The sequence below is a fragment of the Exiguobacterium qingdaonense genome, assembly GCF_018617855.1.
Classification (GTDB): domain Bacteria; phylum Bacillota; class Bacilli; order Exiguobacteriales; family Exiguobacteriaceae; genus Exiguobacterium; species Exiguobacterium qingdaonense.
Genome location: NZ_JACSKY010000001.1, coordinates 1 through 22,908, shown reverse-complemented (window position 1 = coordinate 22,908; position 22,908 = coordinate 1). Strand labels below are relative to the sequence as shown.

Annotated in this window: 20 protein-coding genes; 9 read left to right on the top strand and 11 right to left on the bottom strand. The window is 46.6% G+C overall.

What is annotated here, in order from left to right; genetic code table 11:
• Positions 1 to 34 precede the first annotated feature (34 nt).
• From KNP00_RS00100 to KNP00_RS00090, 3 genes are all read right to left on the bottom strand, one after another.
• Entirely contained in the window at positions 35 to 1,321 is a 1,287-nt protein-coding gene (locus tag KNP00_RS00100) for a hypothetical protein (protein ID WP_215141153.1), read from the bottom strand.
• Positions 1,318 to 2,502, bottom strand: a complete 1,185-nt coding sequence (locus tag KNP00_RS00095) for a hypothetical protein (RefSeq protein WP_240542632.1) — start codon at positions 2,500 to 2,502, stop codon at positions 1,318 to 1,320. The genes KNP00_RS00100 and KNP00_RS00095 overlap by 4 nt, the downstream gene beginning before the upstream one ends.
• A gap of 73 nt (positions 2,503 to 2,575) precedes the next feature.
• The gene (locus KNP00_RS00090; protein WP_215141151.1) at positions 2,576 to 3,871 is read right to left on the bottom strand and encodes a hypothetical protein; all 1,296 of its coding nucleotides are present in this window, start codon (positions 3,869 to 3,871) and stop codon (positions 2,576 to 2,578) included.
• A gap of 186 nt (positions 3,872 to 4,057) precedes the next feature.
• Between KNP00_RS00090 and KNP00_RS00085 the strand changes: the two genes are divergently transcribed.
• The 4 genes from KNP00_RS00085 (at position 4,058) to KNP00_RS00070 (ending at position 8,837) form a co-directional block, all read left to right on the top strand.
• Positions 4,058 to 4,453 (top strand): Spx/MgsR family RNA polymerase-binding regulatory protein, encoded by a 396-nt coding sequence (locus KNP00_RS00085; protein WP_215141149.1) that lies wholly within the window; start codon positions 4,058 to 4,060, stop codon positions 4,451 to 4,453.
• 134 nt (positions 4,454 to 4,587) lie between these two features.
• Entirely contained in the window at positions 4,588 to 5,688 is a 1,101-nt protein-coding gene (locus KNP00_RS00080; protein WP_215141147.1) for an AI-2E family transporter, read from the top strand.
• 268 nt (positions 5,689 to 5,956) lie between these two features.
• Positions 5,957 to 7,201, top strand: a complete 1,245-nt coding sequence (locus KNP00_RS00075; protein ID WP_215141145.1) for an MDR family MFS transporter — start codon at positions 5,957 to 5,959, stop codon at positions 7,199 to 7,201.
• Positions 7,202 to 7,343: 142 nt separating this feature from the next.
• On the top strand, positions 7,344 to 8,837 hold the full coding sequence (locus KNP00_RS00070; RefSeq protein WP_215141143.1) for a peptide MFS transporter: 1,494 nt from the start codon (positions 7,344 to 7,346) through the stop codon (positions 8,835 to 8,837).
• A gap of 41 nt (positions 8,838 to 8,878) precedes the next feature.
• Here the strand turns inward: KNP00_RS00070 and KNP00_RS00065 are convergent, their stop codons facing one another.
• A complete protein-coding gene (locus KNP00_RS00065) occupies positions 8,879 to 10,174 on the bottom strand; it encodes a glutamine synthetase family protein (protein ID WP_215141141.1) in 1,296 nt (431 codons plus the stop codon).
• A gap of 191 nt (positions 10,175 to 10,365) precedes the next feature.
• On the opposite strand from KNP00_RS00065, the gene KNP00_RS00060 reads away from it, so the two are divergent.
• On the top strand, positions 10,366 to 11,403 hold the full coding sequence (locus tag KNP00_RS00060) for an SDR family oxidoreductase (RefSeq protein ID WP_215141139.1): 1,038 nt from the start codon (positions 10,366 to 10,368) through the stop codon (positions 11,401 to 11,403).
• A 518-nt stretch (positions 11,404 to 11,921) separates the two neighbouring features.
• On the opposite strand, the gene KNP00_RS00055 is transcribed toward KNP00_RS00060, so the two are convergent.
• Positions 11,922 to 12,242, bottom strand: coding sequence for a YflT domain-containing protein (locus KNP00_RS00055; RefSeq protein ID WP_215141137.1), 321 nt, complete (start codon positions 12,240 to 12,242; stop codon positions 11,922 to 11,924).
• 177 nt (positions 12,243 to 12,419) lie between these two features.
• On the opposite strand from KNP00_RS00055, the gene KNP00_RS00050 reads away from it, so the two are divergent.
• Both KNP00_RS00050 and KNP00_RS00045 read left to right on the top strand, forming a co-directional pair.
• Complete coding sequence (locus tag KNP00_RS00050) at positions 12,420 to 13,478, top strand: GTP pyrophosphokinase (protein ID WP_338082244.1); 1,059 nt, start codon at positions 12,420 to 12,422, stop codon at positions 13,476 to 13,478.
• Between the two features lie 88 nt (positions 13,479 to 13,566).
• A complete protein-coding gene (locus KNP00_RS00045; RefSeq protein ID WP_215141135.1) occupies positions 13,567 to 14,004 on the top strand; it encodes a MarR family winged helix-turn-helix transcriptional regulator in 438 nt (145 codons plus the stop codon).
• 86 nt (positions 14,005 to 14,090) lie between these two features.
• On the opposite strand, the gene KNP00_RS00040 is transcribed toward KNP00_RS00045, so the two are convergent.
• From KNP00_RS00040 to KNP00_RS00020, 5 genes are all read right to left on the bottom strand, one after another.
• Complete coding sequence (locus KNP00_RS00040) at positions 14,091 to 14,732, bottom strand: class F sortase (protein ID WP_338082243.1); 642 nt, start codon at positions 14,730 to 14,732, stop codon at positions 14,091 to 14,093.
• Complete coding sequence (locus KNP00_RS00035) at positions 14,680 to 15,477, bottom strand: DUF4397 domain-containing protein (protein WP_215141133.1); 798 nt, start codon at positions 15,475 to 15,477, stop codon at positions 14,680 to 14,682. The genes KNP00_RS00040 and KNP00_RS00035 overlap by 53 nt, the downstream gene beginning before the upstream one ends.
• Before the next feature lie 248 nt (positions 15,478 to 15,725).
• Positions 15,726 to 16,433: a glycerophosphodiester phosphodiesterase gene (locus KNP00_RS00030; protein WP_215141132.1), complete on the bottom strand. Its 708-nt coding sequence runs from the start codon at positions 16,431 to 16,433 to the stop codon at positions 15,726 to 15,728.
• Positions 16,430 to 17,902, bottom strand: coding sequence for a carboxypeptidase M32 (locus tag KNP00_RS00025; RefSeq protein WP_215141131.1), 1,473 nt, complete (start codon positions 17,900 to 17,902; stop codon positions 16,430 to 16,432). The genes KNP00_RS00030 and KNP00_RS00025 overlap by 4 nt, the downstream gene beginning before the upstream one ends.
• A gap of 73 nt (positions 17,903 to 17,975) precedes the next feature.
• Positions 17,976 to 19,508, bottom strand: coding sequence for an FAD-dependent oxidoreductase (locus KNP00_RS00020; protein ID WP_215141130.1), 1,533 nt, complete (start codon positions 19,506 to 19,508; stop codon positions 17,976 to 17,978).
• Positions 19,509 to 19,667: 159 nt separating this feature from the next.
• Between KNP00_RS00020 and KNP00_RS00015 the strand changes: the two genes are divergently transcribed.
• Both KNP00_RS00015 and putP read left to right on the top strand, forming a co-directional pair.
• Positions 19,668 to 20,675, top strand: coding sequence for a D-alanyl-D-alanine carboxypeptidase family protein (locus tag KNP00_RS00015; RefSeq protein ID WP_240542630.1), 1,008 nt, complete (start codon positions 19,668 to 19,670; stop codon positions 20,673 to 20,675).
• A gap of 335 nt (positions 20,676 to 21,010) precedes the next feature.
• Positions 21,011 to 22,492 carry a sodium/proline symporter PutP gene (gene putP / locus KNP00_RS00010; RefSeq protein WP_215141129.1) on the top strand — a complete coding sequence of 494 codons (1,482 nt, stop codon included), beginning with the start codon at positions 21,011 to 21,013 and terminating at the stop codon, positions 22,490 to 22,492.
• A gap of 8 nt (positions 22,493 to 22,500) precedes the next feature.
• Here putP and KNP00_RS00005 read toward each other — a convergent pair.
• Positions 22,501 to 22,908, bottom strand: a 408-nt coding sequence (locus KNP00_RS00005; RefSeq protein WP_215141128.1) for a transposase, incomplete at its 5' end; no start/stop codon positions are given.

Genomic DNA, 22,908 nt, shown 5'->3' with positions numbered 1-22,908 from the left:
ATTTACCAATTGAAAAGACGCCTGATGGCGCCTTTCACTCATCTAAATCAGGGAAATAGGAGAAGAACGTTTCTGCTCCCGCACTGCTCAGTTTGAATGTTTGATCGCGTGATTCATCCGTCACATAGACATCCACTTTTTTAGAACGCTTCTTGAAGCTTAATTGAAATTCTTGTCCTTTCCATCCTTCGATGATGGTGAGGAGCGGATAGTCCCCGGTTTCCCCCGTTTGATCTACAGGCTCTGCCTCCTCAAATGCGTTCATCAAATCAGACATGTCGGTACCTGCCGCACGTAATACGTTCGGGTAATGGATTGACACTTCCCCATTCAAAGGAGACTTATGAACGAAAACGAACGGCCCACTTGGTACGTTCATGTTCGGTTCGATGTCTGCTTCGATTGATTCGTCCATTGCAAATTTGCCTGCTTCATAGGTGAGACGGACGTCTGCGGTCACACGTTCTCCATCCTCAATGAAAGAGAATGTGTAAATCGGCGTCTCGACCCCGGGTTTGAGTTTGTCTTCCTGTAATACCCGTTTAACCTGTAACCCTTCAAATCGCTTAGTTTGCCAATGATCATTTTCGGTCATCGTCACAAGCGGGTCGTAAGAAGTGAACCCACCTTCCGACTCAGCGAAAAAATAAGCCTCTTTCGATTGCTCGTTGTAGCCGAGTGCGATCTTCACTGTTCCCATTTGCGCATCATAAGGTTCAATGCGTGAAACTGGAAAGATGGCCCGATCTTCTCCAATGTTTAAATCGATATATCCATTCAAGGATGGGGTCACTTGAATCATCGTTTCTTCAATGAGATTGATTGGTACCTCGAAAATAGCAGAGTAATCGCTTTCCATTATGCTCTCTTCTTGTTCCCTCGTCCCAATCTCAATCGTCGGGACGCTCGGGACGGTAACACCATTTGAAGCGTTGATAAACGAAGGGAATTTTTTAATAAGTCCGACTCTAGGCTCTGGAGAACTACCGTCTTGACAAATGGCGTAGTTCTTGTCTCCCTCTACATACGTCACAAATTTATAGGCGTGTGCGTCGTAGTCTGAAATCATCGCTTTCCGATTCAACACGTACGTATGATAAACAGTGACGTCTTCATTGATTTGTGAGATCGGGGCACCGGTACATGTGTTGAGTAAATCGCTCGCCCACGTCTCCGGCCCAACAGTAAAGCTGTTCGAGTTCATGTCTCGTACATCCCATTGTGAAGGCATATGGTCCAGTTTGACGACCTCTACTTCTTCACCACCACAACCAGATAAAATTCCAACTGTACATAACGTGAATAGAAATCGTTTCATCATGATTTTTCGTACTCCGGGAAGATATCCAAGAACACTTCCGCCCCTTTACTAGATAATTTAAATGTCTGCTCGCGAAGCGGGTCTGTCAGATAGATGTCGATTTTTTTAGATCGTTTCTTGAAACTCAACTGAAACTCTTGTCCTTTCCATCTGTCGGTGATGGTCAAGAGTGAATAGTCCTTTACATCACCCGCACGTTTGACAGGTTTTGCATCACCGATTGCGCTTATCAGTTCAGACATCTCAATACCTGACGCCAAAAGAATAAATGGGTATTGAACTTCGATTGCCCCGTTTAGTGGTTTCATATGCAGAAAAACGAAGGGACCACTTGAGAGAGAAGAGTGTGACTTGGTTGTGTTCTCGATGGCAAACTCACCTTTCGTGTAAGTGAGACGGACATCTTCGGTCACACGTTTCCCATTTTGAATAAACGAGAACGTATAGAGTGGTGTTTCTACCCCTGTCTTAAGAGTGTCTGCCGATAACACCCGCTCCACTTGAAGGTCTTCCAAATGAATCGGTTCATGTCCGTGTCCCTCTTCCCAGACGACTAATGGCAATACGGAAGTCGACCCGTCTGTTCTCTCATAGAAAAAATAGGCCTCTCTCGATTTTTCGTCATATCCGAGCGCGATCGCCACTTCTCCCATATGGGCATTATACGGATCTAGTTGTGAGAGCGGAAAGAAACCTTGCCAATCTCCAATCGTAAAATTAATTTTTCCATGTAGCGACGGTTTCACATGGACCATCGTCTCTTCAAGGAGTCGGATTGGCTTGTCAAAGAAATGACCTTGGTCTTTCTGCTCCAAACTTTTCAATTCTTCCTCTGTCCCGATACGAATAGTAGGCGTGTTTATAACGTCAGTTCCTTGTTCTGTATTCACAAAAAAGGGGAATGTATCAATCTTAACCGCTCTTTCCTGATCAGTAACATTATCGTAGCAAACGGTATAATTATGACTGCCTCTCATGTACATCACGAACTTAAATGCAGAGTCATATTTCCGATTTATTTCATACGAGTTATAGATTGTCACATCCTCTTCAATTCGAGCGATTGGCTCACCGGTACATGCGTCGAGTAGATCACTCGCCCACGTCTCCGATTTAGCATCCATCCGGCCAGATATCATGTCCCTTACATTCCAGTGTTCCGGTAAGTGATCTAGCTTCACAACATTCGTGTCTCCCCCCCCCCACAACCTACTAATAAACCAACCGTACACAATATGAATGCGATCCGTTTCATCATGACTCCATCATACGCGGAAAGATATCTAGAAACGCTTCCGCACCTTCGCTTGATAGTTTAAACGTTTGTCCCCGAAGCGGATCCGTCAGATAAATATCAACTTTTTTGGATCGTTGTGTATAACTGATTTCGAATTCTTGACCTTTCAATCCATCGATTAACGTCACATATCGAAAGTCAAACGAATCTCCAGAACGTTTGACCAATTCCGCTTCCTCTAGAATCTTCACGACTTCTTTAGATTCTTTACTCGTTGCCTCGAGAAAGTCAGAATGACTTAGCGTCTTTCCGTCAAATGGTTCCCGATGAATTATGACTCTTGGTCCTTCTTCATATTCAGGCATCCAATCTTCAAACATCGGGGCAGGTTCGTCACCTTCTTTCAACAATGTCCCCGGGACGAATCGGACAGCCATCGTCTCCGTCACACGTTGTTCTTCCTTCATGTACGTGAGGGTGTATAAAGGGATAGACTCTTTCTCATGTAGCTCGCGAGATGTAGCGACAGTTTTCATGTCTAACTCGGGATAAACCTCGTTTTCAGTTGATTCAGGATCCTCTAACTCAGAAAACACGATTGGATGTGGCACGAAAAATCGACCATCATATGAATAGAGAACGTAAGGTCGAGAAGTCTCTTTTTCGTAGCCAATGGCAATCTGTTGATTCGGCATCTCGATTCCCATCGGTTCGAACTGGGCGATTGGGTGTCTAATCACTTTACCACCAAGTTCAATCTCAAGGTCACCGTACAAGGCCGGGGTAACCTTTAGTAACGTATGCGGGAACGGGGTAATCGGTTTCCCATCGAAGTCTAGTACGTCTGCCTCCGCTAACTGTTCCTTTAAAGATGGTGATGCCTGTTCGACGCTAGGTAATCGCGGTAGGCGAACGCCTTGACTCGTATCTACAAAAGTTGGGAACACATCAATCGTTTCCATCATCAACTGATGCGTAAAGGTTTCTCGACACACGACATAACGTTCGTCCCCCTCCATATAAGTGACCACTTTCATCGTATAAGGACTAATCGTCGAGACGAGTTCTTCTCTCCCAGCGATTACCGTTTGATATACAGTGATATCACCTTCTAACTTTGTCGTGCGCTTCCCTTCACAGGCTGACAGCACTTCTTTCGTCTCTGGAATCTGAACGATTTCCCCTTCTTTTGTGTAACTCTCGGCATTCCAATGATTTTCTATGTAGTCCAATTGAATGACTTCTGTGTCAGATGCTCCGCATGCACTTAACAAGGAAGCGCCAAGTAACATCGTCATACCACGTTTGAACATAAAACCCCTCCGCTCTTGGTTCTATTCCAATTTTACCATTATCTAACTGGTGATGACGAAAGAAATCCGTTTGACGACGTCATCATTCAAAAGAAACTGTATGTGATTTGAAACATAATTACACGACTCGACGTATAAAAAGAGATAATGGTAAGAATCAAACTGAAAAAAGGAGAAGTGGTTATCGTGACGGTCAAGGTATTCACGCATACGAGCTGCAGTTCTTCCAGAAAAACGATTGATTGGTTACGGGATCAAAAGATTCCCTTCATTGAAAAGAAATTGACAGACCAAGGTTTATCCTTTGGTGAATTCAAAGAGATGTTGAGTCTGACGGAAAATGGGACGACCGACTTGCTGTCGGTACAAAAAAGTGTGTACAAACAAGCCGCGGAGAAACTCGACGAGATGTCGATCCGAGAGCTATACAGCTTCGTCTCCTCGAATCCACACGTTCTGAAAAGTCCAATCGTCTTCGATCATGTTCGGATTCAGGTCGGTTTCAGTGAAAAAGAGATTCGGACATTCATTCCAAGGCACGACCGCATCGCTGAATTAAAACGTCTGCTCCATAACGCATAAATCGTGCCGCCACCGCGACACGATTCTTTTTATGCTCGCTTTATTTTTCAAGGTGAACATCTATTGAATCCTTTTCAAAAAACATTCATAGTGAAAGAGAAGAAAAAATTATATTTGTATGAGGAGATAGAGCATTGGAGCTTAATCGTCAACTTATTTGGAAACTGAGTGTAATCGGACTGATTTTACTCGTCTTATGGCGTGTCATCAGTGAACCGGATACCATCTCGCGTGTCTTACAGTACACATTTCAGCTATTGACCCCAATTATCATGGGGATTGCCATTGCCTTGTTACTAAACACTGTTCTCTCCTATATCGAAGAACGTTTTAACTTGAAGCGGTATCAAGGACTGCTCATCGTCTATATTACGTTCATCGGCATCTTGGCGATATCGGTCGTCACGTTGTTCCCACGGGTCTATTCGAGCTTGGTATCACTCATCGAGGAACTGCCGGTATACATTCGTCAGATTGATGCGTTTCTAGGCGATGTGAACAGTTATCTTAGAGATTACAACGAGACCATCGCCAAAGCGGTTGACCTTGCCCAATTCGAAGAGCGGTACTCCGGATGGGTCGAGACGGCTGTTCTCTCATCCGTCGGGTACGTATCGAGTTTCACCATGACGTTAATCAACTTCTTGATCGGAATCGTAATTTCGATTTATCTTTTGAAAGATAAAGAGATTTTCGCCCGGATGTTCAAACGCATCCTATATGCATTGTTGCCCGTTGGCACAGCCAAGACGACAATCGATATCTTCCAAGAGATGGATTACATCTTCAAACGTTATATCATCGGAAAATCACTTGACTGTTTAATCATCGGCATCTTGGCCGTCGTCGGTTTATTGGTCATCGGGGCCCCATACGCCTTACTTCTCGGTATCATCGTCGGGGTCTTGAACTTCATTCCATACGTCGGTCCGTTGCTCGGGATGATCCCGGCGTTCATCATCACCTATTTTTATGACCCGTTTACCGCACTTTTGGTATTGTTGTTCATCTTTCTTTTACAACAATTTGACGGGCTATGGCTCGGGCCGAAGATTTTGGGTGATAGTGTCGGCATCACCCCATTTTGGGTCATCACCTCCATCATCATCGGGGGAAGCTTATTCGGTCTCGTCGGTATGTTCGTGAGCGTGCCGATCACGGCGATGATTCAAGTTCTGTTGTCACGATTAATTGATTATCGACTGAATCATAAAAATTTAAACGAACTGCTTTGATTCTCTTCATGAATATATTGACACATTGACCAAATGTGTCATACAGTTGGAGGGAAGATTCACATTTCATAGAAAGGAGAGGTTCCCATGTCAGTAGTATCTTTGAAACCATTCACTCAAGTTCATACTGATCGGCAGGCGCCTCTTCGTTTGATTCATATCTGAGATGCCTGCCTATCGAGGCATGCATAAACAACGTGGGACGTCGTATGCCTTCATGCATATGACGTCCCTTTGTGTCTAAAATTAAATAAAGCAGGTGACCTGTATGCTTCAATCACTCAAACGTCTCGACCGCAACATTTGGATTCGTTTCTTAGGGGAGACGATCACGGGAGTCATGATGTTCATGATCGCCCCTTTCCTCGTCCTCTATTATAGCGACCAGTTAAACAGCTACCTCCAAGTCGGAATCATCATGGCGACGGGACCGATCATGGCCCTACTCGGTTCGATGATCGGAGGGCGGCTCGCAGACTTATATGGACGTAAACCGATCATGATGATCGCGATCATAGGGGATGCACTCGCCCTCATCGGATTCGCGTTCGCTGACTCGTTCTGGCCACTCCTACTACTGAACGCAATGCTCGGGCTGACGAACTCACTGTTCCACCCTGCCGCAAGTGCGATGGTCGCTGACGTCACAAAGCCGGAACATATGAACGAAGCGTTCGGACTTCTACGCATGGGTCATAACATCGGAGCGGCATTCGGACCGCTACTCGGGAGTGCCGTTCTATTCATCGACCGAGAACTGATCTTTTTCGCAGCGGCATTTATTTTTGGTTTATACGCAGTCGTTCTTGGCTCCTTTATCCGCGAAACCTTGCCCGAGTTCACTGAAGATGAGACGCCGAGCAATCGGGAAGTGTTGCGCGTATTCTATAACGACCGTGTGTTCCTCGTCTTCATCTTTGCGGGTATATTCATATCAATGGGATTCTCGGTCGTCGAGAGTATGTTGCCCCTCTTTTTAAAGGAATCGCTTCCGACGTATACCGCCCAAGAGAATCCGTTCCCGTATTTGTTGGCACTAAACGGAATCATGGTCGTGCTCTTTCAGTTCCCGATCGCCTCAAAACTTGGAAATAAACCGTTCGGGAAGGTCATGCTGGCCGGGGCGACCATATTCGGTGTCGGTATGATTTTACTGGCGATTGTCCCAAGAACATTATATGCACTTGAGACGCCATACGTACCTCTCGTCGGAATCTTGCTCGCCGTCTATGCCTTTTACACGTTAGGTGAGATGATCATGTCTCCTGTCCAGCAAACGTTTATCGCTTTGATCGCTCCTGAGAATATGCGCGGTGCATATAATGGGGCTGCAAGCGTCCAATGGCTGATTGGTGGGGTCACGGCTCCGATCATCGCGAGCCTCTTTTTTGACAATCGTGCCGGTCATATCGCCCTGATTTTAATCGGGGGTGCGAGTTGCTTGTCCGGTATCATTTATTGGCAACTCGGACGTCGTATACAAGCGACAGAAGCGAAACAGCAGACCGCGTAGCCTTAAAGCAACCACACTCTTTCATGTAGAGTGTGGTTTTTTATTTCTTTTCATATTTATTAAAATTTGAAATTATCTTTCAATTTCACTTTACAATCATAATAATCCTTTTTATGATAAAACGGTTAAGGAGGGATCTTTCATGGAAAGGATCGATAAACAGAAAATTGTGGAGAGTGTTCCACAGAAAGGTTTTTTAGGACAACCGAAAGGGTTGTTCACACTATTCTTTACGGAGTTTTGGGAACGTTTTTCGTACTATGGAATGCGAGCAATCCTCGTATTTTACATGTACTATGAGGTTTCCGAAGGCGGGCTCGGGCTCGACCGAAATGTTGCACTTTCAATCATGTCCGTATATGGTGCGCTCGTCTACATGTCTGGGGTCATTGGGGGATGGCTCGCAGACCGGATATTCGGTACGTCTCGCGCGGTATTCTACGGTGGTGTGTTCATCATGCTTGGACACATCGTCCTCTCGATTCCTGGGAGTGTCGTCTTCTTGTTCATCTCCATGGCGTTGATTGTCATCGGTACAGGTTTACTGAAGCCGAACGTTTCGAGCATTGTGGGCGACATGTACAGCGAGACGGATCGCCGTCGTGACGCTGGGTTCAGTATCTTCTACATGGGAATCAACCTAGGTGCGTTCATCTCACCACTCATCGTTGGTCAAGTTCAAAAAGACTATGGGTTTCATTGGGGGTTTGCTCTAGCGGCCATCGGCATGTTCATCGGTCTTGTCGTGTTCGTCTTGACACGAAAGACGAACCTCGGTTTAGCTGGTTCGTATGTGCCGAACCCGTTGACGCCTGATGAGAAAAAGAAAACAATTCGAATCGTCAGCCTTGTCACGATCGGAATCGCCATCTTGCTTGCGATTTTGATTCCACTCGGCTGGTTCACCATCAACACGTTCATCACACTCGTCGGGGTGTTCGGTATCGCGATTCCTACAATTTACTTCGTCCTCATGTATCGCAGTCCGAAAACGACAGAGGTGGAACGTTCGCGTATCCTTGCGTACATTCCGCTCTTTATCGCCTCGGTCATGTTTTGGGCGATTCAAGAGCAAGGGGCGACGATTTTGGCGAGTTATGCCGATACACGCACGGACCTCGAATTTTTCGGATTCACATTGTCACCGGCTTGGTTCCAATCACTGAACCCACTTTTCATCATCTTGCTGGCACCTGTCTTCGCCTGGCTATGGGTACGCCTTGGTGATCGTGAACCAAGTATTCCGACAAAGTTTGCATTCGGTATTTTGTTTGCCGGAATCAGCTTCCTGGTCATTTTGCTTCCTGCTTATTTCAGCGGTCCTGACGCACTCGTGAACCCGCTTTGGCTCGTCTTAAGTTACTTCATTGTCGTACTTGGAGAACTGAGCTTGTCGCCGGTCGGATTGTCAGCGACGACCAAACTCGCACCGGCTGCTTTCTCTGCACAAACGATGTCTCTATGGTTCTTGTCGAACGCTGCCGCGCAAGGAATCAACGCGCAACTCGTCAAATTTTACTCACCTGAAAACGAGATGCTCTATTTCGGACTGATTGGCGGTGCCGCCATCGTCTTGAGCTTGATTCTGTTCGCACTCGCACCAAAAATCAAAGTGTATATGCGCGGAATCCATTAATCATCAAAAATCGCCAGCCGATTCAACGGCTGGCGATTTTTTTATTTTCGTACTTGAATGAGTGACAAGTAGCGGTCGATCATATTGTGGTTAAAGTAATCATGGAAGTTGTCTTGTTTCAGCGATTGAATCGACTCATGGAATGTCGCAGGAAGTGATGCGATTCCTTGGCTTTCAATCTGTTTTGCCGAATATTCGAACAGGTCATCTTCATTCGGTGAAGATGGGACGAGCTGTTGTTCAATTCCTTCGAGTCCTGCATAGATGAGGGCGGCAAGTGCTAAATATGGGTTTGCGCTCGGGTCAGGATTTCGAACTTCGACACGGGTCGCACTTCCACGAGAAGCAGGGATTCGAATCATCGAACTACGATTCGATGGGCTCCAACAAATATTGACCGGTGCTTCAAACCCTGGAACGAGACGCTCGTATGATTCTGGAAGTGGATTTGTAAAGATTGCCGTGGCACGAGCATGCTTCAAAATCCCTTCGATGAAATGACGCGCTGTTTGAGAGAGTCCATAATCCGCATCCACTTCATCGAACGCATTGTTCGTCGGCTTGCCGGCTTCGTCATTCTTCCATACCGAAATATTTAAATGCATCCCAGAACCGTTTACGTCACGTAACGGCTTCGGTAGGAACGAGACAGATGCCCCTTTTTCTTTTGCTGCGATCTTGACGATTTCTTTGAAGAACTGAATGTTGTCTGCCGTATGGAGCGCGTCGTCATATTTGATCCCAATCTCATGCTGTGCCGGAGCGACCTCATGGTGAACCGCCTCGATGTTGAAACCGACATTGCTCAATCGGTTCGCGATGTGCTGACGCACTTCATACCCTTTATCTTCTGAGCGTGTCGAGAAATAGCCAGCCTCGTCGTAAAACTCCCCATTCTCATCAAAGATAAAGAACTCCGGCTCTGCGCCAACGAATACCGAGTAGCCATCACGTGCAGCACGTTCAAGGGCATCCTTTAGCACATTTCGTGGATCGTATTCGTATCGGTCTCCTTCAGGTGTACATACGTCACAGAAGAAAGCCAAAATATTTTCTTCTCCATCCTGTTCATAACGTGGACGATCTAAATCCGGTCTCAAGAATAAGTCAGAGTTTTTGATGGAAGAGAACCCGTTGATTGATGAACCATCAAACATCGTCTTTCCTTCAAAGACTTCTGGCAACAATTTTGCCGAAAGCGTCAAGAGTTTCAAATCACCGAGCACATCTGAGAAATAGAGATGAATTTGGGTAATATTTTTCTCTTGTACCGTTTTCTCAATGTCTTGTTGCTTCTTTGCTACGTCATCCTTGTCTGTTCCGAATAGATTTGCCATGATTCGTTAAAACCTCACTTCAATGTATTTGACAGGTTTGCTGTCGTTACGTACCGTTCGTACGCTTCTCTATAATTCATAACCGACTTCTATTTTTTCTAAACATTGAATTTCGAAAAAGAAGGAAAGTGGCTACATGGGCTAAGACTTGATATGATGGTTAAAGAATGTCACAGAGAGGGAGAACGCGATTGTATATATTCATGACTGGTGGTACTGGATTTTTAGGGGGGCGACTTGCCAAGGAGTTGATTTCACGAGGGCATCGCATCGGTATGCTCGCAAGAACACCTGAAAAAGTAAGGGCGCAGTTCACCGCAAAAGAACGTGCATCGATCGATGTGGTACAAGGTGATTTGACGGCACATGCGCTAGGAGTCGATCAACACTTCATTGATTCGTCCAAAGGTAAATACGATTTATTTCTCCATATGGCAGCGCTCGTCAAGTTTGACGAAGACCTACGGGATGAGTTGTTCGAAACCAATTTGACCGGAACAAAAGAAGCCATTCGATTGGCCAAGGCCATCGAGTGTCATCGTTTCTTCCATGTGAGCACCGCCTACACGCTCGGAGCAAAAGAAGTCGGCGGGGAGACGTTATACGACGTTTCACAATCATTTTTAAATCCATATGAAGAAAGTAAGGCGCACGCCGAACAGGCGGTTTGGCAGTCCCGTCATGAGCTCGATGTATCCATTTTCCGTCCGGCCATCATCGTTGGGGACTCAAAGACGGGAGAAGCCGATTCAAAGTTCACGATGTATGGATATATGCGTGCCCTTGAACTGTTTAAACGTAAACTAGAGCGTCGCGGTCATGAGTTTGAGTCGATTCGCCTCATCGGGTCCGCGTCAGGCACCTCGAATCTCGTACCGGTCGATTATGTCTCGGACGTGCTGTTGGCCGCCATCGAACATGCGAAAGCGGGCATGATCTATAATGTGACGAACGACGCACCTCCACGTAACGAGACGATGCTTGATTATATGAAAGAATCACTTTCGTTTCCGCATTTGACGATTACGGAGACTCCGTCTTCTACCCTCAGTTCAGTCGAGCAGTCCTTTAACGATATGGTGAAAGTGTTTAACCCTTATTTAAACCGAAACATCACGTTCCATGATGGGAACACGAAACAATTGTTGCAGGATGCTGGATATTCTCCTCTTCGCCTCGACCAACAATCATTACGTCGTATCGTGAACGCATACTATCAGGCAAAATAAAAATGGACCGGTAACCCGGTCCTAGCTTGTTGACTAACATGGGGATACTATTGCTCGCCTTCCCGGCGCCCACGCTTTCCGCAGGCAATCCCGGAGCCGCATCGCGACTTGGGTCGCTGCTGGGTCTCCGTTGGATTGCAATCCTTTCGGAGTCGGGGCGCCGTCGGGCGAGCAACGCAAACGGTCGTCATCTGGCGGCCGTTTGTCTTTTTCTGATGCCTCGATGGCCGAAGAAAACGTCCGGTGCATACTTCGAATCGATCTAAAAATGGAAAGGGCATGTAAACGCCAAGTCCGTCCTTCATCAAAAGGAGTAACCCGATATGTACCGCGTCAATCTGGTGGCAGTTACCGCGCAAAAAACGAAGAGACTGGTCAACCTATTAGCCAGAAAAAAACGTCTACATAGCATCGTGGGGCAGAATGCCTCAAGAGATTTAAACCTACAAAAAAGACGAACCAAATCGAAAGTACGATCTGGTTCGTCGTCAGCCTGGGACCGGTAACTCGGTCCATTTTCATTTATCGCAAACTAACACGATTTTCCCATCTTTAATTTCATGCTCGAGCGAGTCGACCATCTGTTTTGTAAGTCCGAGGCTCTCCATCTGCTCCATCCGGTCATCCGAGTTGCTCGTAAATTTCGAGAGAAGTGACTCGAACATCCCTTTTTCCGGTATACGATATGGTTGGACTCCGGCCTCAGCTGCTAATCGAACCGTCAACTCTTCGTCTTTGGCAAACAAATAGATGTGTTCGTTCGAACATCCCCCTGAAATCATTTCGTTTACCTCGTGGTCTACCGTCGTCATATCATTTACTACTCTTGTCTCTAACATGCCCCATCCTCCTAAGCGTTCGCTATCATGTCATTCACTGTTTTTGTTATTCCCGAAAAATGAGGGGATAAACATATATTTAGTTGGATGATTTAAGTCCCATCATCCCTCACGGACATTTGCTATCGTTTACTAATCGAGATGATATACTGAACATAGAGAAAAGGAGTGATTTCGGTGCCCAAACAAGATTTAAATACGATCATGCTTGAATATTTGAATGAAAAGGAAGAATACGAAGCGTTTGCCACAAAGATGAAAGCACTCCTCAGTGAACTGTTGACAGAAGCGGGGATTCAGTTTCATTCAATTGTTGCCCGAGCGAAAGAGGCAGATAGTCTTTACGCCAAACTGTCTCGTAAGCCATATCAATATCAATCTTTACGCGATGTCCAAGACTTGGCCGGTATTCGGATTGTGACATATTTTCATGACGACGTTCGGGCAGTCGCCCGAATTCTTGAAGAGGAGTTCACGATTGACCGAGAACAGTCAATCGATAAGTCGACTCTGCTCGATGCCAATGAGTTTGGTTATTTATCGGTTCACTATGTTGTCGAGTTGAGTGAGAAACGACTTGCGCTAGGTGAGTATCGCCGATTCTCCGAGAAAGAGGCGGAGATACAAGTGCGCTCGATTTTACAGCATGCTTGGGCGGAAATCGAGCACGACCTAGGATACAAAAATCCTAACGCCGTCCCACCAGAAATCAAACGCAGCTTTAGCCGTGTTGCCGGCCTTTTGGAGATTGCCGACTCCGAGTTCGTGAACATTCGAAAACAACTTCGGACGTTCGAACAAGAGACCGTCGAACAAATCCTCGATTCGCCAGAAAATGTGACTATCACACGCGATAACTTGAACTATTATATTTCCAACGATCGGACCGTTGAAAAGCTTGATCATACGATTTTCCAAAACGAGTGGTTGCTCGAGACCGACCTTTCTGCAATCGTTGAACTGACACGAATGTTTCACTATGCGGACATTCGTACGTTTAAAGATTTGAATGAGACGCTCTCGATTTACTTCGCCCAAGCGATCGAATGTGCAACCCTCTTGCCATCTTCCCTCTTGCCTAGACAAGGAATGAGTGTCGTGTATGCTGTCCTTGCCAAACTGCTTACAGAGGGCGATGATTCGCAGATTGAGTTTTTCTTTAGACGTTTTTACCCTGACTTGAAGCATTATGAAGAGATCATCCGCCAAATTCGCTCTAAAGAGGAACCACTATAACTTTACAGACAACATGTTTTTGATGTAGAATGTTTTTATGTTCTGAAGTATATATGAATAATATTATGGCTAGGAGGTAGTTTCGAGGATGACAACACCCGTACAGACTGCGTCACGTCGTCAGCTCGTCGCTGATGCCGAACGTGGAATTCGGATGAACTATCGCGGAGTGAAAAAAAATCTTCGTTCGATGTTCTCTCAATATTTGACCCGCAATGAATTCTTCATTCTACGTTCCCTTTGTCAACAGAGTCCTCAAATCGCCTCTGCTTTGTCAAATGAGTTTCAGTTCTCAGCATCAATGATCACTGCGCTCGCAGATGAATTGACAAAAAAAGGATTGATTTCTCGTGAACGAAGTGAACGGGACCGCCGTGTCGTTGAACTTCAGGCGACGGACGAAGGTCGTGAGCTTTTTCAAACGTTAGAAAGTATGAAGATTGAATACTTGATGGATGTCTTCACTGACTTTTCTGATGACGAACTCATCTTACTTTCAAAATTATTAGACCGCATGGATGCGTAATCCAAAGACAGACCTCAACCGTTACGATTGAGGTCTGTCTTTTCACTAAAAAGAGATGTGACCGACTCGGGTCACATCTCTTTTGCTTACGTTTCGATCAAGTGGGCCGTGACCACGAGACGATCACGATATCCTAGTTTTTCATCGTATGGCCCCGCGCATGTAATCAGTTGAATCCGTTTTGCTTGAGTTGCCGCAAAGATGGAAGCGAGCGGGACTTCTTCAAGGCGATAGCGGTTCACGCTGACTACCTCATACGTTGCGACCTGACCTTTCTGTTGGAGCGTCACCACTTCTCCAATCGGAAGTCGGTCCAAATTCGCAAAGATGGCGGGACCGTTCAGATCATCGAGATGACCCGATAAGACGACATTCCCCGTCGCCCCTGCCTTTGCCCCGTATCGGTACCATCCGACACGATCTTCATCAGACGGTGTATCCATACGTCCTACGTCATCTTTCCCGACTGCCTCAATGGATGCATCGACATCGATTGAAGGAATGAGGAGACGGGACGGGATGAAGCTGTTCGTATGAAACGATTGCCTGTCGACCTGTTCAGAAGTTAAAACGAGTGGTTCAGCAAACTCAGCGGTCGGCATGACGAACGGTTCGTCTGGGGCTTGTGCATGCGCGCTCCAAATGAGAAATGTGAGCGATCCTATAACGATGAGCTTAAGCGTCTTGCTTCTGACGACGAAAGACGTAGAATCCAGCTGCTGCCGCACCAACTACTGCTGCTGCGAACAACCAGTTCATTGAAGCTGTTTGGGCAAGGCCACCTTCTCCTGTTTCAGGTGCCATTGCCATTTCACCACCGTCAGCCGCAAGAAGTACTTCGAATGCAGGCTCTCCTTCAAGGAGTCCGATCGCGAATGCCGTATAGTTCATTCCACCTTCAAGTGCGACGCCGTCAAGTGCTTTGACAACATCAGTCGCTCCTGCTGGACGGACTTCAAGGTCATACGTACCAGCATCGAGTGTGCCGTAATCACTTACAGCTTTGAACTCGAGGTTCGAGAAGAGTGGGTCTCCACCTTTAGGTGCGACATCAACTGCTGGAGCGTCCGGTGCGAAGTGAGCGACACGGACTTTCGACTTACCTTCTTCGAAGTTTGCATCATCTTCCATTGCAGCAATCTCAATACTCTCGAGTTGACCGATTGCAGCGGCAGTATAGAATTTACCTGCCTCGATAGAAAGGTCTGCTGCGACGACGACTGTTTCAGCGTCACCTGCTGGCTTGATTTCAACGTTGTAATCCCCTGCAGGGAGTGTCAAATAGTCGGTAAGATCCTTAAATTCGGCTCCCTCGACCGCGACTTCCCCATCCACATACACGTCAACTGCCGGTGCATCAGGTGAAGCATGTAGCACACGGACCATCGCATTTTCGTGTCCATCGGCGCTAACCGGTAATACGAAAGCGAAAGCCAGTGCGAGTGTACCAAGTAAAGACATCAACTTCTTCATGTGAAATTTCCTCCTTTAATCTACGGTAACCAACGACTTGCGTACAACAAGTGTGTTGCGATGCTACATGGTGTGCTACATCTGATTGCTATGTAGCTCGGTGACATCTTAAACTTAAGACAATAAGACAGTGACGTAAAGGGGACATGATGTCCTGAATGTGCTCCGATGTGCCAACGAATAAAGCCCAACCTCTACATTACTGTTGATTCCCAATCTAGGTAAAGTAAAACCCCTTTAATATGCAACTAAAGGGGTTCACTCGCCCATTCGATATCGTTGACAAAGATGGCATCGACGTGATGTGCCAGGCAACGCTCGAGTTGAGCCTTCGATTTTATCGTATATGGTCTGACAGGTACCCCGTGTCGGTGTAACGTGCGAATCTCTTCATCCGTGATTCGATTGATATGAGGGTGAACGGAATCGGCTCCGACCGAGTCGAGATAACCGACTGTATCATATAGAGGATACGCGAGTAAGATGGCCGCCTCGATCTCCGGTCGCATCTGTTTCAATCGGTGAATCGTTCTATGATTAAAAGACGATAAGATTATACGGGACGGCTCAATACCGGATGAATCAATGCAATCGAGAATACGAGATTCAATCCCGTCATAGCGGAGGACGTCAGTTTTCACCTCTAAGTTCAACAGTACCGTTTCGTTTTGAACGAGTTCGAATAACTCAACGAGCGTCGGAATCCGCTCATCCAGACCATGCCGTATCCCTGCGTTAAACTGCCTCAACTCATTCAATGTATAGGAGGAAACTAGTCCAACTCCGTCCGTCGTTCTCTCTAGCGTTTCATCATGGATGAGAACGAGCTCACCGTCCTTGGTCATGTGGACGTCTGTTTCAATCCCGTCGGCGCCCGTCTTTAACGCTAGCCTGAATGCCGACATCGTGTTTTCAGGTCGATGTGCCATCACCCCTCGATGTGCGAATCGCTTCATTTGGAGACGGCCTGATATTTTTCCGTCAAATAACGGACGAGCGGTTGAACCGAGATTTCTTGACCTGTCACCTGTTGAATGATTTCGTTCGGCGTGAGTCGTTTTCCATATTGATGGACGTTTTCATGTAACCATGCTTTGATTGGCTCGATGTGTCCATCTTGAATCAACGTCTCGAAATGAGGAAGGTCCGACTTTAACGCTTCCGTCAATTGAGCCGCATAAATCAAGCCGAGGGCGTAGCTCGGGAAGTAACCGAACGATCCTCCTGCCCAATGGACATCTTGGAGAACGCCTTTGGCATGTGAAGGCACGTCGAGACCGAGATAATTCTTATATAGTTCATTCCAAGCACTCGGGAGCTCGTCGACAGATAACGTACCTTGAATCAACGCCTTTTCGAGTTCATAACGGATGATGATGTGGAGACTATACGTCAGCTCGTCCGCCTCGATTCGAACGAGGGACGGTTTGGCCTCGTTCACCCCGCTATAAAATGTATCGAAATCGATATCGGCATATGCCGGATGGAGCGATTGTAGTTTCGGGTAAACGCGTCGTAAAAAGACCTCGCTTCGACCAATGAAGTTTTCGAAGAAGAGCGACTGCGATTCATGAATCCCCATCGATGCACCGCTACCTAATCCGAGTTCGTCGAGAGTAGGGTCAATCTGTTGCTCATACGTCGCATGACCCGCTTCGTGCATCGTTCCGAATAAGGCATTACGGAAATCTTCTTCGTCATATTTTGTCGTGATTCGGACGTCACGGCGATTGATCGTGATTTCGAATGGGTGGACCGTCGCATCAAGTCGACCACGTGACAGGTCGTATGCGACAACATTCATCCAATCATGACAAATCTGTTCTTGGACGTCTGCTGGCATCGACCAATCCAGCGAGAACGTTTCTTTCGGGAGTTGCTGAATCAACGGGACTAATGCTTCACGAAGCGAGTCAAACAAACTGTCCAATAGCTCGACCGTCATGCCTGGCTCAAAGTCATAAAGAAGGGCATCATATGGATGTTTCTCATATCCGAAATATTCTGCGAACCGTTGCTGGAACTCAATGATTTTCTTTAAATATGGAGCAAACATATCCCAATCATTCTGATTTTTCGCTTTCTCCCACGCTGTCTCTGCTTCAGATACGAGCGTCACATAAGCTTGGTACTCATCGTGAGGAATTTTGGCATTCCGTTCATATTGCGTTTTAGCGACTTCAAGCGAGCGCATTTCGACACTAGACAACCCCTCCTCGTCTGACAGTCGCTCAAGTAGTGACGCAAACGATTCGCTCGTTTGTCGCTTGAACGCTTCGGTCGATAAATATCCGATTGTCTCTGCCCGTAACGGTGCAGACTGCTCCGGCATTTGAGTGCGCATATCCCAATACAAGAGAGAAATTGCCTCATCAAAGGCGCGAAGTTGTTTGAAATGCTCACGCCATTCGTTTTTTACTTCCATCTGTCATTCACCCCTATATGATTCTTTTTCTCTTTCAACCTTATTATAGCCATGCAGCTTCGCCTGCACCAGCTCATAGATCGTCTCGCTCGCTATAAGGAAGTGGTTTTGTCGCCGGACCTTCCAACACAGCTCCTTTCGCATCAAATCGAGACCCGTGACATGGACAGTCCCAAGACCGCTCTGCGTTGTTCCATTTCACAGTACATCCAAGATGGGTGCAAGTCAGATTGACAATATGGCAATGGTTGTCCAAGTCTCGGTACACGCCTTTAGTCTGATTTCCGATTTGAACGACGCCACCTTCATCCAACTGTAAATCTTGAACGCCTCTTCGTTCGAGTGCACGGTCGACGACTCCTTTCGTGAACTGTGCAGCGGTATCCAAATTTGTCGAGATGAAGGAAGTGACATCTGTAGGTTTGACCGTTTTCCGAAGTGGCGACACCAACTCAGAAAAACGGTTCGGACGACCCGTCAATCGATCTGCGAGCAGGATGCCCGCTCCGATCCCGTTCGTCATCCCCCATTTTAAAAATCCTGTCGCTACGAAGATGTCCGGTTCTCGCTTGAACATCTGACCTACATAGGGAATCCGATCCAATGTGATCAAGTCTTGGGACGACCAGCGATACGTCGCTCGTTTCACCTCGAAGTGATGCTGTGCGTCGCTTTCCAACCGATCATAACGGCTCCGCGTGTCCGTCACTTGACCAGCCGTATGTGCCTCGCCACCGATCAACAAGTAAGCCTTTCCGTCTTCTTCATATGAGCGGAATGAACGAGGTTTCTCGTCGACACTTAAGTACATCCCTTTCAACGAGGCACTCGTCATTTCGCAGGCGACGATATATGAGCGCTCGACTAAAAATCTGGACACATATAACCCACGAAGGTCATTGAATGGATAATGTGTCGTGATTACGACCTGATTGGCTTGCACCCTTCTACCTGATGATGTCGTGACGATGGGACGAGGCCCTTGGCTCACGTCTGTTGCTCTCGTACGCTCGTATACTTTCCCCCCTAGTTTAACGAAACGTTCTGCTAGCTCACGTAAATATTTGACCGGATGAAACTGGGCCTGGTCGCGAACCACTAACGCTTGCGTTATAGGAAATGGAAGCGTGTTCTGTACTTCATCGGTCGCCTCTCCTCCATCAATCTCTAGTCTCCGATAAGCGTCGAGCTCTTTTGACAGTTCGTCATTTGGTTCCGTTGCATACAAATAGGAATGTTCCGTCGTGTAATCACAGTCAAATCCCTCATCTATTTGACTTTTTAGGTAGGTGAGCGCCTCTGAATTGAACTCATAATAAAGACGTGCAATCTCTTCATTAAAATGTCGAATCAGCTTGTGATAGATCATCCCATGTTGAACCGAACATTTGGCCGTCGTATGACCTGTTGTTCCATGGCCGATTTCCAATGCCTCCAAGAGCGTCACTTGCTTCCCCCGCTTTTGGAGTTCATAAGCACAAACAAGCCCAGCGATACCTGCCCCGATGACGACGACTTCAGTCGACTCCGAAGTATCAAGCGGTGGATGTAACGTTCCTCGGTCATGTTGCCTCCAAATGGAATTTGTGAACGGATAACGATGCATGGCGCATTCTCCTCTCAAAAGTGGCATCTCTACCTTTATACCCAAAACTCGATTGCTTCATCGTCATTCAATCATTGACCTAGTTCTTTATTTTATTCGCGCAACAATCGAGTCTTTTCCATTATGTTTATAGAATAACGAGTTAGAGGAGGGACTTTTTTGACCCGTACAAAAAGACATCGTAGAAGAACGTACATCATGCGAAGAATGATTGCAGTCGTCGCGCTACTCGGAATCATTATCCTCATATCGACATTAGTAGGATTTAAGCAGGAGAAAGAACCGACGACACGCGTCATCGCGACACCAACCGCCGAACCGATGAAACAAGGGCCAACTTTTCCTGAAATTGAAATCGGAACATGGAGCCCGAATGATGAAATGATTCTACAGGATGATGAAATTTCTGTAGGCGCATTGACCTTTGTTGACGTAAGTAACGAGCAGGTTTTAATCGACAAAAATGCAAACAGTCGTGTCTTTCCGGCGAGCACGACTAAATTGATGACCTCTCTTCTCGCCTATGAAAAAGCCATAGCTGAAAATGAACTGGACATGCCTGTTGTCACAATTGAAGACTCCACGCTTGATATTCCATGGGATAGTCATATCGCTCACCTGGCAGTCGGGGATCGATTGACAGTACGACAAGCTCTATACGCTACTCTCCTTGAATCGGGTAACGATGCCGCAAACAGTCTGGCCGAATACACGAGCGGTACGATCGAGGCATTTGTTCAACTGATGAATGACCGTGCAAAGGCGATTGGATTAACAGAGACTCATTTCATGAACGCACATGGATATTCTGACCCGAATCATTACACGACGGCGAATGATATGGCCAAGATTGCTTACGTGTTCAGTACATATCCTGAACTTGTTGAGATCGCAGGGACATATGAGTTCAAAGCTGAATTTAAAGACCTGGATGGAAATGAAAAAAGACGATGGTGGTATCACCTCGGTTCATCGGTCAACGAACGCAGTATTCACTATTCACAATATGTAACTGCGACAAAAACGGGTTATACGGATGAGTCTGGTTATACGATGGTGTTCATCATGCAACATGAAGGTGATACATATATTCTCGTCACGATGCAAGCAAAGTCTGGACAGACGTTCCCGACAATGCGTCTCGTCGAAGAAATCATGTTTCAATAACTATGGGACAAGAGCGTGCACATGACGCTCTTTTTCATTTTTTTCTGAAAAGTAGCGCTTTAATATTACAAATATGTTACACGAAGAAGTCCTCCACATTTCAAATATTCAGAATAGTTAAACTTTAACGTGTCGATTTTAGTCGCTCAACCCCTGATGCGATAGGCTTTACGCTAGTTTTTGTGAATGTATGACAATTTGCAATCATTTCAAAGGTTCTGTAAGGTAAACCACAAGTTCGCCTTTTCAACTTTTGCTTTCGACTGTGTGATGACTTCACACAATCATGGGCGGGTTGATAAGATAGATTGCTTAACTAAATAGGAGGTAATTCAATGCTATGGCAAGAATGGGTATCAATCGCGCTTTATCTCGTGATGATGCTACTAATCGGATACGTCGCTTATAAACGAACGACCGATTCATCAGATTATATGTTAGGTGGCCGTAAAATGGGGCCAGGCGTTACAGCCATGTCAGCCGGAGCTTCGGATATGAGTGGTTGGATGTTAATGGGACTACCGGGAGCAATGTATGCAACTGGACTATCAGCAATTTGGTTAGCCGTTGGATTGGTCATCGGAGCTTACTTGAACTACTTGTTAGTTGCTCCACGACTTCGCGTCTTCACAGAGATGGCGAACGACTCGATTACGATTCCAGACTTCTTAGAGAATCGGTTCCGAGATCACTCGAACTGGCTACGGATCCTATCTGCATCCGTCATCATCATCTTCTTCACGTTTTATACGTCAGCCGGACTCGTTTCTGGCGGGAAGTTGTTTGAAAGCTCATTCGGACTAAACTATCAGACAGGTGTCATCGTCACAATTAGTGTCGTCATCCTGTATACCCTCTTCGGTGGGTTCACTGCAGTAAGTTGGACAGACTTCGCACAAGGTGTCATCATGTTCTTGGCACTCGTGCTCGTACCTTTTGTCGCTTTGACTGATATCGGTGGAGTAGACACTGCCGTCAACTCTGCAACGACAATCAATGCAGACTTGTTCGACTTATTCAAAGGAACAACGACACTCGGGATTATCGGTCTCCTCGCTTGGGGACTCGGCTACTTCGGTCAGCCGCATATCATCGTACGCTTTATGGCAATCCGTGATGTAAAATCGTTGAAGACGGCTCGCCGCATCGGAATGAGCTGGATGACTGTATCGATTATCGGTGCTGTCATGACAGGATTTGTCGGTATCGCATATTTCCGCGGTCAAGGCAATCCGCTTGGAGATCCGGAGACGGTCTTCATCCAGTTCTCTGAAGTATTGTTCCACCCGTTCATTACTGGGTTCTTATTGGCAGCAATTCTTGCGGCCGTCATGTCTACCGTATCTTCTCAGTTACTCGTCACGTCGTCCGCTTTGACAGAAGACTTCTATCGTAAGTTCTTCAACAAAGAGGCAAGTGAAAAAACGATGGTTCGCGCTGGACGCGTCGGAGTATTACTCGTAGGATTTGTGGCGACACTCATGTCACTCAGTCCATCTAGTACAATCTTGACGCTTGTCGGTTACGCATGGGCAGGATTCGGTTCTGCATTCGGACCTGCGATTCTTTTGTCGCTATATTGGAACAAGATGACTCGCCAAGGTGCTCTCGCCGGTATTCTCGTCGGTGCACTAACGGTCATCCTATGGATCGTAACTGGGCTCTCAACCGTCCTATATGAAATGGTTCCTGGGTTCTTCTTGAGTATGTTGGCGATTGTACTCGTCAGTAACTTTACGAGCCAAAAAGAACAAAAACGCATCAATCGTGAATTCGGTGAAATGGAAGCTGAATTGGCGGCTGCGAAAAAAGAGTAACGATACACTTAAAAACTCGGTCCCTTTGAGGGGACCGAGTTTTCAGCTTGTTGACGAACCAGGTCGCCTCTTGCGACCTGGTTCGTCCTTTTTTGTGGTTCTCGGTTTCTTGAGGCGTTCTGCCCCCATAAAATTGAAGAAATGCTATGTAGACGGTCTTTTCTGGCCAACAGATTGGCCAGCTTCTTCATGTTTTGTGCGGTGGCTGCCACCAGATTGGCGCGCTGGACCTTCTTGATCCCCCTGTAGAAGGTGAAACGGAGCCCGTGGAGCTCCTTCCCGTCGGCGAACGAGCGCTCGACCGTCTGTGGGCGGAGCCGATAGAGATATTGTCCGGAAGCCGAGAGGCGGTTCGCGTTCACCGCTTCGCGGTAGGGTTCGTCGATGTGTCGGGTGATGTCGCGACGGTGTGACTT

What these genes read in the sequence shown, in the direction of transcription:
- putP (WP_215141129.1), top strand. Translation starts at nt 21,011, where the DNA reads ATGCTATGGCAAGAATGGGTATCAATCGCGCTTTATCTCGTGATGATG.
- KNP00_RS00090 (WP_215141151.1), bottom strand. Translation starts at nt 3,871, where the DNA reads ATGTTCAAACGTGGTATGACGATGTTACTTGGCGCTTCCTTGTTAAGT.
- KNP00_RS00025 (WP_215141131.1), bottom strand. Translation starts at nt 17,902, where the DNA reads ATGGAAGTAAAAAACGAATGGCGTGAGCATTTCAAACAACTTCGCGCC.
- KNP00_RS00055 (WP_215141137.1), bottom strand. Translation starts at nt 12,242, where the DNA reads ATGTTAGAGACAAGAGTAGTAAATGATATGACGACGGTAGACCACGAG.
- KNP00_RS00020 (WP_215141130.1), bottom strand. Translation starts at nt 19,508, where the DNA reads ATGCATCGTTATCCGTTCACAAATTCCATTTGGAGGCAACATGACCGA.
- KNP00_RS00035 (WP_215141133.1), bottom strand. Translation starts at nt 15,477, where the DNA reads ATGAAGAAGTTGATGTCTTTACTTGGTACACTCGCACTGGCTTTCGCT.
- KNP00_RS00065 (WP_215141141.1), bottom strand. Translation starts at nt 10,174, where the DNA reads ATGGCAAATCTATTCGGAACAGACAAGGATGACGTAGCAAAGAAGCAA.
- KNP00_RS00045 (WP_215141135.1), top strand. Translation starts at nt 13,567, where the DNA reads ATGACAACACCCGTACAGACTGCGTCACGTCGTCAGCTCGTCGCTGAT.
- KNP00_RS00030 (WP_215141132.1), bottom strand. Translation starts at nt 16,433, where the DNA reads ATGAAGCGATTCGCACATCGAGGGGTGATGGCACATCGACCTGAAAAC.
- KNP00_RS00070 (WP_215141143.1), top strand. Translation starts at nt 7,344, where the DNA reads ATGGAAAGGATCGATAAACAGAAAATTGTGGAGAGTGTTCCACAGAAA.
- KNP00_RS00075 (WP_215141145.1), top strand. Translation starts at nt 5,957, where the DNA reads ATGCTTCAATCACTCAAACGTCTCGACCGCAACATTTGGATTCGTTTC.
- KNP00_RS00100 (WP_215141153.1), bottom strand. Translation starts at nt 1,321, where the DNA reads ATGATGAAACGATTTCTATTCACGTTATGTACAGTTGGAATTTTATCT.